Source organism: Deltaproteobacteria bacterium, assembly GCA_016234845.1.
In the GTDB taxonomy this organism is placed as follows: domain Bacteria; phylum Desulfobacterota; class Deferrimicrobia; order Deferrimicrobiales; family Deferrimicrobiaceae; genus JACRNP01.
Genome location: JACRNP010000163.1, coordinates 1 through 11113 on the forward strand (window position 1 = coordinate 1; position 11113 = coordinate 11113).

Annotated in this window: 12 protein-coding genes; 9 read left to right on the forward strand and 3 right to left on the reverse strand. The window is 69.3% G+C overall.

The genetic code is table 11. The annotated features are described in order from the left end of the window. The 3 genes from HZB86_10835 to HZB86_10845 all read right to left on the reverse strand — a co-directional run. Nucleotides 1-161 (reverse strand): transposase (locus HZB86_10835; protein ID MBI5906020.1); only part of this gene is annotated, 161 nt, incomplete at its 3' end. An 18-nt stretch (nucleotides 162-179) separates the two neighbouring features. Continuing rightward, nucleotides 180-788, reverse strand: a complete 609-nt coding sequence (locus HZB86_10840; protein MBI5906021.1) for an ATP-grasp domain-containing protein — start codon at nucleotides 786-788, stop codon at nucleotides 180-182. Next, nucleotides 743-1909, reverse strand: a complete 1167-nt coding sequence (locus HZB86_10845; protein ID MBI5906022.1) for an ATP-grasp domain-containing protein — start codon at nucleotides 1907-1909, stop codon at nucleotides 743-745. Before HZB86_10845 ends, HZB86_10840 begins: the two co-directional genes overlap by 46 nt. Nucleotides 1910-1979: 70 nt before the next feature. Between HZB86_10845 and HZB86_10850 the strand changes: the two genes are divergently transcribed. From HZB86_10850 to HZB86_10890, 9 genes are all read left to right on the forward strand, one after another. Beyond that, nucleotides 1980-2339, forward strand: coding sequence for a DUF192 domain-containing protein (locus HZB86_10850; protein ID MBI5906023.1), 360 nt, complete (start codon nucleotides 1980-1982; stop codon nucleotides 2337-2339). Between the two features lie 91 nt (nucleotides 2340-2430). Further along, nucleotides 2431-3456 (forward strand): heat-inducible transcription repressor HrcA, encoded by a 1026-nt coding sequence (gene hrcA, locus HZB86_10855; GenBank protein MBI5906024.1) that lies wholly within the window; start codon nucleotides 2431-2433, stop codon nucleotides 3454-3456. A 45-nt stretch (nucleotides 3457-3501) separates the two neighbouring features. Continuing rightward, nucleotides 3502-4083, forward strand: a complete 582-nt coding sequence (locus HZB86_10860; protein ID MBI5906025.1) for a nucleotide exchange factor GrpE — start codon at nucleotides 3502-3504, stop codon at nucleotides 4081-4083. Further along, a complete protein-coding gene (gene dnaJ / locus HZB86_10865; GenBank protein ID MBI5906026.1) occupies nucleotides 4084-5181 on the forward strand; it encodes a molecular chaperone DnaJ in 1098 nt (365 codons plus the stop codon). Continuing rightward, complete coding sequence (locus HZB86_10870) at nucleotides 5178-7127, forward strand: ABC transporter substrate-binding protein (GenBank protein ID MBI5906027.1); 1950 nt, start codon at nucleotides 5178-5180, stop codon at nucleotides 7125-7127. The genes dnaJ and HZB86_10870 overlap by 4 nt, the downstream gene beginning before the upstream one ends. Continuing rightward, nucleotides 7127-9157, forward strand: a complete 2031-nt coding sequence (locus HZB86_10875) for an ATP-dependent DNA helicase (GenBank protein ID MBI5906028.1) — start codon at nucleotides 7127-7129, stop codon at nucleotides 9155-9157. The genes HZB86_10870 and HZB86_10875 overlap by 1 nt, the downstream gene beginning before the upstream one ends. Next, entirely contained in the window at nucleotides 9154-10020 is an 867-nt protein-coding gene (gene galU, locus HZB86_10880; protein ID MBI5906029.1) for a UTP--glucose-1-phosphate uridylyltransferase GalU, read from the forward strand. The genes HZB86_10875 and galU overlap by 4 nt, the downstream gene beginning before the upstream one ends. Continuing rightward, nucleotides 10017-10469: an Hsp20/alpha crystallin family protein gene (locus HZB86_10885; protein ID MBI5906030.1), complete on the forward strand. Its 453-nt coding sequence runs from the start codon at nucleotides 10017-10019 to the stop codon at nucleotides 10467-10469. The genes galU and HZB86_10885 overlap by 4 nt, the downstream gene beginning before the upstream one ends. A 37-nt stretch (nucleotides 10470-10506) precedes the next feature. Further along, a partial coding sequence (locus HZB86_10890; GenBank protein ID MBI5906031.1) for an LON peptidase substrate-binding domain-containing protein occupies nucleotides 10507-11113 on the forward strand: 607 nt, incomplete at its 3' end.

Sequence of the window (11113 nt, forward strand, 5' to 3'; positions counted from 1 at the left end):
AACGGCCGGCACGCCTCCACCATCCCGAAATCCTCGTACTCGAAGAACCGCCCGCCGGACGACGGGAACACCACCACCGGCTTCCCGGCGTGGCCGTACACCTTGAGCTCCATGTCGCGTCCCAGGCATCGGCTCCACCGGCGGTGGTACTCGACGTTCATCGGCGGCCCATCCCCCCGTCACGCGGTCTCGTGGACGAGGCGGGCGGCGGCCAGGACCTCTTCCCGTTCCTTCGACCGGACGAGGTAGCCGTAATCCCCGATCGCGGCCCGGAAGATGGAGTTCATCTCCTCGTGGTGGCAGACGAGGGGACCCAGGGACCGGAGGACCTCCTCGTGCGTCCGCTTGTACCGCTTGCTCCATTTCCTGCCGATGTAGGCGACGTGCCACGCGCGCGACCAGGCCGTCGAGAACGGCTTGCCGGAGACCACGCGCGCCCACTCCCGGTAGATGTCGATGTCCGCCGCGTAGTTGAACATGTCGGTGGTCAGCCCCCCCGGCGGCCGCATGTTGACCTCGAGGGCCGTGATCCCTCCGTCCCGGTCGGCCCGGAAGAACTCGAAGTGGAAGAACCGCTCCCGGACGTCGAACGCCCGCGCGGTGCGGCGGCCCGCATCCTCCAGGTCCGGGGGGATCTCCCGGAAAGAGTGGTAGAAGACGTGGTTGTCCTCGTTGACCGTCTCCATGATCCCCTGGCTGTAGGCGTGGGCGGTGAAGAAGACGATGTTCCCGTCCCGGTCGGTCAGCCCGTCGAAGGAGAATATGCTCCCCTGGATGAACTCCTCCACGATGTAGTCCGAAGGCGGTTTCGACGCGAAGAAAGCGACGAGCCCCGCGTCGTCGCGGATCTTGAACGTCGCCGCGGCACCCACGCCCACGTCGGGCTTGGCGACCACCGGGTACCCCGTTTCGGCGGCCAGCTCCCGCGCCTCCGCGAGGGTGCGGACGACGGCGCCGCGCGCGACCAGGCCGTCGAGAACGGTTTGCCGGCTACCACGCGCGCCCACTCCCGGTAGATGTCGATGTCGGCGGCGTAGTTGAACATGTCGGTGGTCAGCCCCCCCGGCGGACGCATGTTCACCTCGAGGGCCGTGATCCCGCCGTCCCGGCCGGCGCGGAAGAACTCGAAGTGGAAGAACCGCTCCCGCACGTCGAACGCCTTCGCGGTCCGGCGTCCGGCCTCCTCGAGGTCGGCGGGGATCTCCCGGAGGGAGTAGTAGAAAACGTGGTTGTCCTCGTTGACCGTTTCCATGATCCCCTGGCTGTAGGCGTGGGCGGTGAAGAAGACGATGTTCCCGTCCCGGTCGGCCAGCCCGTCGAAGGAGAGGATGTCCCCCTGGATGAACTCCTCCACGATGTAGTCCGAAGGCGGCTTCGACGCGAAGAAGGCGGCAAGGCCCGCGTCGTCGCGGATCTTGAACGTGGCCGCGGCCCCCACGCCCACGTCGGGCTTGGCGACCACCGGGTACCCCGTCTCGGAGACCAGCCGCCGCGCCTCCTGGAGGGTTCGGACGACGGCGCCGCGGGCGACCCGGACCCCCGCGGACCGGTAGATCCCCTTCATCGCGGACTTCCGCTTTACGTCCGCGATCCGGTCCTCCCGGAGACCGTACAGGTTGAAATCCGTACGCAGCCGCGCCTCGGTCTCGAGCCAGTACTCGTTGTGCGAATCGATCCGGTCGAGCTTCCCGTGCCGGTGCGTGAAATGCCCGAGCGCGCGGAGCAGCGCGTCGTACGAGTTCATGTCGTCCACCCGGTAATATTCGGAGAGCGCGCCCCGCAGCTCCGGCCGCAGCGAATCGTACGGGGCGTCGGCCAACCCGAGGACGTTCACCCCCTCCTCCCGGAGGCCGACGCAGAACCGGTAGTAGTTCGGGGGGAAGTGCGGGGACAGGTACACGAAGTTCATCGGTTCATCGTTGCAGGCGCGGGACACCCCGTCAAGCGGGGCCCGCGGTTTGCTATCCTGCAAATGCGCCATGTACCGTGTCGTCAACCGAACGCGCGGGACGGTCCTCGGGACCCGCGTCCGGGAAGCCCGGACCTTCACGTCGCGCCTCGGGGGGCTCCTCGGATCCCGCGGACTCTCCCCCGGGGAAGGGGTGTGGATCGCACCGTGCCGCTGCGTCCACACGGTGGGGATGCGGTTCCCGATCGACGTCGCCTTCGTGGACGGGAGAGGCGCGGTGATCGGGGTGTCCGGGGCGCTCCCTCCGAACCGGATCAGCCGGTTCGTGCGCGGCGCGCGGGGCGCCCTCGAACTCCCGGCGGGCACCCTGGCGGAAACGGGGACCGGGATCGGCGACGTGCTCGCGTTCGTGGAACCCGGCCTCCCTTGACACCGGGGGCCGGCAACTGGTAGATTGACCCTTAGCACTCTCGCCTCAGGAGTGCTAAATTGCGGTAGGAGAAGACGAAAAAGGTACAACGATGGACGAACGCGCCACGCAGGTCCTTCGCTACATCGTGGAGGATTACATCGCCACCGCGGAGCCGGTAGGGTCGAGGACCATCTCGAAGAAGATGGGGCAGGCCTTGTCCCCGGCGACCATCCGGAACATCATGGCCGATCTCGAGGAGATGGGGTTCCTCGCCCAGCCGCACACCTCCGCGGGGCGTGTCCCGACGCCGGCCGGTTTCCGGTACTACATCGACCACCTTCTCATGCTGCAAAACGTCGCGAAGGGGGAAGTGGACCAGTTGAACCTCGCCGCGGGAGAGGGAAGCGCCCCCGCCGACGAGCTGGTTCGGCAGGTGAGCCGGCTGCTGGCGAACCTCACCCACCAGGCGAGCGTGGTGATCGTCTCCCGCCCCGACCAGCAGCGGCTGCGCTCGGTGAACCTGATGCGCGCGGCGGTCGACAAGATCCTCCTCGTCGCCGTCATGGAGGGCGGGTGGGTGCAGCACCGGCTGATCGAGGGGGAGGCGGACCTGACCGGCGACGAGTTGGAGAAGATCAACGCATACCTGAACGGGATCGCGGAGGGGCTCACGCTCCCGCAGCTTCGCGCCCGGATCCTCACCGAGCTCCAGAAGGAAAGGGCCCGGTACGACCGTGTGATGCGCCGGGCGCTCACCATGGGCGCGCGGGCGCTGGCCGACAGCGGCCCCGGCGAGGTGTTCGTCGAGGGGCGCGCGAACATCCTCGACCAGCCGGAGTTCGCGGAGGACGTCCAGCGGCTCAAGCGGATCCTGCGCGCCTTCGAGGAGAAGAGCGTCATCTTCCGCCTTCTCGACCGGGCGATGGACCGCCAGGCGATCCAGGTGTCGATCGGGTCGGAAAACCCGGTGGAGGATCTGGGGGACGTGTCGGTCGTCGCCTCGGGGTACCGCCAGGGGGCGTCCGCGGTCGGGAGCATCGGCCTGATCGGGCCGGTCCGAATGGACTACTCCCGCGTGATCCCGCTGGTGAAGTACACCGCGAGCCTGCTGACGACGATGTTCGGGCAGCGCTGACGGTCCGCCGGCGTTCCGGCACAACATCCACAGGAGAAGGAACGGATGGAAGACAGGGACAAGGAAATCCCGTCGGTGGCTCCGGCCCCGGAAGGGGAACCCGGGGCGGCAGGCGGAGAGTCGGCGGCGGGGCCCGCCGACACCGTTCCGGAAGGGACGGACGAGGCCACGGAGCTCAAGGTCCGGCTCGCGTATCTCGCGGCCGAATTCGACAATTTCCGGAAGCGCGCGGCGCGCGAGCGGGAAGCGCAGGCCGCGTTCGGAAACGAACGCCTCCTCGGCGCGGTCCTGCCGTTCCTGGACAACCTGGAGCGGGCGATGGGGCAGGTGGGCGCCTCGACGGAGGCGGTCCTTTCCGGAGTCCGGATGACGTACGACCAGTTCCTCGCGGAACTCCGGAAGTTCGGCCTCGAGCCGTTCTCCTCCGAGGGGGAACCGTTCGACCCGGGTCGTCACGAGGCGATCGCGCGCGTGCCGCTCGCGGGGAAAGCCGACGGGACGGTGCTCTCGGAGACCCGCAAGGGGTATCTGCTGAACGGCCGGCTGCTTCGCCCCGCCCAGGTGGCGGTGGCCGTGGCGCCGTCGGCCGAAGGGCCGGGCGGCGAATCCGACGGGCCGGAGAACTGAGTGGCCTCCCGGCGCGACTACTACGAGATCCTGGGCGTCTCCCGGGACAGCTCCCCCGAAGACATCAAGAAGGCGTACCGCCAGCAGGCGCTGCAGAACCACCCCGACCGCAACCCCGGCGACAAGTCGGCCGAGGAGCGGTTCAAGGAGGCCAACGAGGCGTATTCGATCCTTTCGGATCCCGAGAAGCGAACGCAGTACGACCGGTTCGGCCACGCGGGGCCCTCGGGCCAGGGGTTCGGGGACTTCTCGGGATTCGGCGTCGAGGACATCATCAACGACTTCTTCGGCGGCATCTTCGGCGGCGGCGGGGGGGAACGGGTCCGCAGGGGGGCCGACCTCCGGTACAACCTGACCGTCTCCTTCAACGAAGCGGTGTTCGGGGGGGAGAAGGAGATCGTCGTTCCGCGGACCGGCGCCTGCCGCGAGTGCGGCGGTACCGGGGCGCGGAAGGGGACCCGCCCGGAGCGGTGCAGCGGATGCAACGGGCGCGGCCAGGTGACCCTGCAGCAGGGGTTCTTCTCCATCCGGCGCACCTGCGGCCGGTGCGGCGGCACCGGGCAGGTGGTCAAGGACCCGTGCGGCCCGTGCGCGGGATCCGGCCACGTCCGGGAGAGCCGGACCCTGAAGGTCAAGATCCCCCCGGGCGTGGAGACCGGAACGCGCCTGAAGCTGCGCGGGGAAGGGGAAGCGGCCCCGGCGGGAGCGGGCGCCGGCGATCTGTACGTGGTCCTGACCGTCCAGGATCACCCGTTCTTCGTGCGGGAGGGGGCCGACCTTTTCTGCGAGGTTCCGATCACCTTTCCGCAGGCGGCGCTCGGCGCGTCGATCGAAGTCCCGACGCTGTCGGGAAAGAAGGATCTGGCCATCCCTCCGGGAACGCCGTCCGGGCACGACTTCGTGATGCGCGGCGAAGGGGTCGCGTCGCTGTCCACGGGAAGGCGGGGGAACCTCGTCATCCGGGTCCTCATCGAGGTCCCGAAAAAACTCACCCGTCGCCAGAGGGAGGTTCTCTCCGAGTACCAGCAGCTGTCCGAGGAGTCCCCCGGCCCGATCTCGCGCAGCTTCTTCGAAAAGGTGAAGGAGATCTTCGGTTGACGCGCCCCCGACCGGCCCGTCTCGCGGCGCTGCTCCTGCTTCCCGTTCTTCTATTCCCCCCGGCGGCGGCGTCCGCGGAACCTCCCATGCCCTTCATCGCGGGCGGGGACGCCGTCCCGGTCCCGCGGCCCGGTTCGAGGGCCGCCGCGCGCACGTCCCCGATCGTGCCGTTCCTCCAGGCGGAAGGCGATTTCTCGGCGGGCCGCCGGGAGGAGGCGCTGCGGCGGTTCCTGGACCTCGCGTACTCGGCCCCCGACGACGAGCGGAAGGGATTCGTGTGGATGCGGATCGGTGAGCTCCTGCTGGTCCGGGGGGATCTCGACAAGGCGCTGGAGGCGGCGGACAAGGCGGTGCAGCTTTCCCGCGCCCGGTACCTTTCGCTGTCGGCGGTCGACCTGAAGCTCCGGATCTACCGCCGGATGCAGTGGAACAACGAGGCGCGCCAGATGGCGGGGTACCTGCTCGACCAGAAATTCGTCGATGCGAACGTATCCGACCTCCTCTCTCTGATGGCGCGCGCCGACGCCGTCGCCGGGAAGGTCGGCAGCGCGCTCGCGCTGTACCGCCGCGCCATCGGCGCGGCGTCGGACCCCGCGACGGCGGGACGCCTCGCCGCGGAGCGGGAGTCGTTCATCGACGGAGCCTCCGACATCGGTGCCCTCCGCCAGGCGGGCGAGGCGGAGGAGGACCCGGAGGCCCGCGCCCACCTGTTCCTGGTGCTCGGGAAGGCCGCCTCCCGGAAAGGGTTCCTCGGCATGGCGGCCTACGCCTTCGAACGGTCCGCGCGGTCCGGGGGGAAGCGATCCCGCGAGGCGGCGGAGGGGTTGTACCGCCTCGAGAAGATCACCGCCGCGCGGCCCAAGATCGTCGGACTGGCGCCGCTGTCGGGAAAGCTCGCCGACATCGGGTTCTCGGTCCTCTCCGGTGCCGAGGTGGCGCTCGGCCCCGACCACCGGTACGAACCGAACGGACACGCCCCGGTGGTCCGTTGGGTCGACACCGCCGGCCAACCGGAGAAGGCGCGGAAGGAGTTCTCCGCCGCGGCGGCCGACCGGACGGTGATCGGGATCCTGGGGCCGCTCACAGGGGAGGAAGGGCGCTCGGTGGGAGCCGCGTTCGGCCCCAAGTCCCCCCCCACGCTCTATCTCGGCCAGAAGGCGATCCTGGAGAAGCCGTTTCTCTACGGCTTCGGGCTCTCCCCCGCGCAGGAGGCGCGCGCGGTCCTTGCCCACCTGGCGCGGAACGACGTGACGAACCTGCTCCTGCTCCATCCGGACAACGGCTACGGAAAGGGATTCTCCGACGCGGTGGCGTCCGCCGCCCGGGAGTCCGGGGTCCGGATCGCAAAGGTCCTCCCCTACTCCCCCGAGGCGCGCGATTTCACCGATCTCATCCGGAAGGCGGTCGGGAACGAGACCTTCCGGCGCCAGTCGAAGTCGAAGGAGAAGGGGAAGGCGATCCGGCTCGCGGTGGGCGGGATCGTGATCGCCGACCGGTGGGATCGCGTCTTCCTGCTCGCGTCCCAGCTCAATTACTACAACGTCTACCTTCCGCTGGCCGGGTTCTCCGGGTGGTACGACGAGGAGCTCCTCCGCAAGGCGGGAAGCGCCGTGGCCGGCGCGGTGTTCTCGGTGGACTACTCCGACGCGATCCCCGGCTCCCAGGGCGACCGGTTCCGGAAGGAGTTCCAGGAGGCGATGCGGTTCCCCCCGACCCGGTTCGAGGCGATGGGGTACGACGGCGCACTGTTCCTCTCCTCGGCGTACTCCACGGAAAGCGTTCCCGGGAAGCCGGTCGGCGAGGCGATGCGGGAGCGGATCTCCCGGCTGAAGAATTTCGTCGGGGTGACGGGGACGTTCCTGTTCACGCCCGCGGGCGACATGCGGAGGAAGGTGTCGCTGCTGCGGGTGGACCTGGGAAACTTCGTACCCGTCCCGGAGCAGTAATGCCCGGAGAACTCGCCCGGGCGGTCGGGGCCGCGCTCTCCCCCGGCGGGCCGCTGTCGGCGGCGATGAAGGGGTTCGAGCCGAGGCCCGGACAGCTCCGGATGGCGATGGCGTGGGCCGCTGCCCTCCAGGCCCCGGGGGTCCTGGTCGCCGAGGCGGCCACGGGAATCGGGAAGACCCTGGCGTACCTGGTTCCGTCCATCCTTTCCGGCCGCAGGACGGTCGTCTCCACCGGTACGCGGACGCTCCAGCAGCAGCTCGTCGCCAACGACATCCCTCTGGTCCGGGACGCCATCCAGTACCCGTTTTCCTGCGCCGTGCTGAAAGGCCGGTCCAACTATCTCTGCCTGCGACGCTGGAAGCGGTTCCTCGCGGAGCCGATGTTCGAGTTCGCGCGGGAGACCTCCTACTTCCCCGCCATGCAGGCGTTCGCCGACGCGACCCGGACGGGGGACGTCTCGGAATGCCGGGGCGTTCCCGAGGACGCCCGCGTGTGGGGCGAGGTCAATTCCCGAAGCGAGATGTGCGACCCGTCCGCCTGCGGCGAGACCGAGCGGTGCTTCCTCGCGGAGGCGCGGCGGCGCGCGGCGTCGGCGGACGTGATCGTGGTCAACCACCACCTGTTCTTCGCCGACCTCTCGCTTCGGGCGCGCATCGGCGGGGGGCGCGGGGAGGACGAGGGTCGCTACGGCGAGGTGATCCCGCGGGCGGACGCCGTGGTGTTCGACGAGGCGCACGGGATCGAGGAGACCGCCTCCGTCTTCTTCGGCGTGAGCGTATCGCTGGGCCGCGCAAGGGAGCTGTCTCGGGACCTGCGGCGATCCGCCGCCCGGTCGGGTGGAGCGTGGGACGGCCTCCTGCCGATGTCCGAGCAGTTCCGGCTCGCCGCGGAATCCGCCTTCGACGCGGTCGGGGAAGGGGACAGCCGGTTCCCGCTCCCGGGACCCTCCCGCGGGACGCGGTTCGGCGAGAAGGCGGCGTTTCTTCTGCGGGCGGGAGAGGAACTGGCGCAGACGATCTCGTCCGGCCCGCCCGCGGCCGGCGGCGCGGATCCGGGATCCGCCGGGCAGGACCGGGAGCAGCTGCTTCGGCGGGTGCGCTCGTTCCTCGACGACCTCTCGTCGATCCTGTCCGCCGAAACGGCGACCGCCGTGGCGTGGGCGGAGCGCAAGGGGGCGTCGATATCGCTCCACCGGACCCCCGTCGAGGTGTCCCCCGTCCTTGCGGAATCGCTCTGGTGCGACACGGTGCCGTTCCTCCTCACCTCCGCCACCCTGTCCTTCTCCGGGGACCTCGGCTACTTCCGGCGGCGCGTCGGGCTCGGGCGGGTTGATGCCCGGGAACTCATCGTGGATAATGAATTCGACTTCGCCGGCCGGGCCCTGTTCTACGTCCCACGGGGGCTCCCCGATCCGGCGGACGCGGCGTTTCCCGCGGCGGCTTCGGCCGAGACGCGGGAGATCCTGTCGTGTTCGGGCGGCGGCGCCCTGATCCTGTGCACGAGCTACCGCACGTTGTCCGCGCTGGAGGAGACCCTTCGGGGGGCGGTGCCCTACACGCTGTTCGTCCAGGGGGACGCCCCGCGCGCCCAGCTGCTGCGGGAGTTCCGGGAAGGCGAGGACACGGTCCTGATCGGCACGGGGACGTTCTGGGAGGGGATCGACGTTCCGGGCGCCTCGCTGCGGTGCGTCATCATCGACAAGCTGCCGTTCGCGTCCCCGTCCGATCCGGTGACGTCGGCGCGGATCCGGGCGTTGAAGGAGCGCGGGGAGGACCCGTTCTTCTCGTACCAGCTCCCGGAGGCGGTCCTCGCGCTGCGGCAGGGGGTCGGAAGGCTCCTGCGCCGCGGCGACGACTACGGCGTGGTGGCCCTCCTGGACCGCCGCGTGGCGACCCGGGGGTACGGGGAAACTTTCCGGGAGAACTTGCCCCCAATGAAATGGACGCGGGACCGGACCGACGTGGAGGCGTTCTTCAGAAGGTTCCGCCCCGGTTCCCGATCAGAGCGCACGGAAGGAGAAGCAGGATGATCCGAAAGGCGGTGTTTCCCGCCGCGGGGTTCGGGACGAGGTTTCTCCCGGCCACCAAGGCGTCCCCGAAGGAGATGCTCCCCCTGGTGGACAAGCCGCTCATCCAGCACGGGGTCGAGGAGGCCAAGGCGGCGGGCGTGAAGGACATGATCATCGTCACCGGCCGCGGGAAGAACGCGATCGAGGACCACTTCGACGTCTCCTTCGAGCTCGAGGCCACCCTGGAGAGGAAAGGGAACGGGGATCTCCTGTCGATCGTCCGGCAGGTGACCGACGGGGCCGATTTCTTCTACGTCCGGCAGAACCTCCCGCTGGGGCTGGGGCACGCCGTCCTCCGGTCGATGGACCTGGTCGGCCAGGAGCCGTTCGCCGTCATCCTGTCGGACGACGTCATCGACTCCGAGGTCCCGGTGCTGAAGCAGATGATCGCCGCGTACGAAAAGCACAGCGCGGGCGCGGTCCTGGCGATCCAGAAAGTGCCCAGGGACGCGGTCTCGCGGTACGGGATCATCCGAGGGAAGCGGATCGCCGACGGGGTGCACGAGGTGCTGGACATGGTGGAGAAGCCGAAGCCCGAGAAGGCCCCCTCCGACCTGGCGATCATCGGGCGGTACATCCTGCCGCCGTCGATCTTCCCCGCGCTCCTCGCGACGAAACCGGGGGCGGGCGGCGAGATCCAGCTCACCGACGCGATCCGCGCCCTGATCGGAAAAGAGCGGGTGATCGGGTTCGAGTTCGAGGGCGCCCGCTACGACGCCGGGACCAAGCTCGGGTTCCAGATGGCGAACGTGGCGTTCTCGCTGCGGGACCCGGAGATCGGACCGGGACTGCGGGTGTTCCTGCGGAAGGAGGGACTCCTGTGAGCCGGAAGGCGGGGCATTCCCGGGCGAGGGCGTCCGCGCCGGGCGGGCCGGAGGATCGCGGTCCGCGCAAGGCGTGTGGGGGCGTGGTCCTGCTGGACTTCTCGGACGAGACGGCGTACCGGCCCCTGTCCGACGTGACCGAGGTGGACGACGCGGTGCGGATCCTGCTGGAGCTCCCCGGCGTCCCCGCCGATTCGGTCCAGGTCTGGGTACGGGGGGACCGGATCGAGGTGACGGGGGAGAAGCCCACGGCCTTCCCGCCCGGAGAGACCTCCTTCCTCTGCCTCGAGCGGATCTTCGGGAAGTTCCGGCGGGTCTTCGAGGTCGTGGGGTCGGTGAATCTCGGGACGGTCTCGGCGATCCGGAAGGACGGCATCCTGGCGATCACGATCCCGAAGATCCCCGAGCGGCGGGGAAGGGAGCGCAGGATCCCGGTGACCGAAGGTTGAAGGGCGCCAAGGCGTGCCGCGAGGGGGGAAGGAAGAGATGAGCGACGACGAAATCGCGAAAGTGCAGGCCGGCGCGGAGGGGAACGCGCCGAAGGAGGGGGAGCCCGATCCGGTCGACTCCTCCCCCCCGGGCGAGGGAGCGGCGGTCGAGGAGAAGGAGGGCGGCCCGGAGATCCCCGACGTCCTCCCGCTCCTGCCGGTGCGCGACATCGTCATCTTCCCGTACATGACCCTGCCGCTGTTCGTGGGACGCGAGGGATCGATCGCCGCGGTCGACGAGGCGCTGGCGAGGGACCGGTACATTTTTCTCGCGACGCAGAAGGACCCCTCCGTGGAGGATCCGAAGGCGGAGGATCTCTTCCCGATGGGCACCGTCGCGATGATCATGCGGATGCTGAAGCTCCCGGACGGGCGCCTCAAGATCCTCATCCAGGGCGTGACCAAGGGGAAGATCGTCGAGTTCATCGAGGGGAAGCCGGGGGTTCGCGTACGGATCGACCGGGTCGTCGAGCTGCCGATGAAGGAGGGGTCGCTCGAGGTCGAGGCGCTGATGCGCGCCTCGCGGGAGAAGATCGAGAAGATCCTCTCCTTGAAGAACATGCCGGTCGAGATCCTGATGGTGACCGAGAACATCAACAATCCCG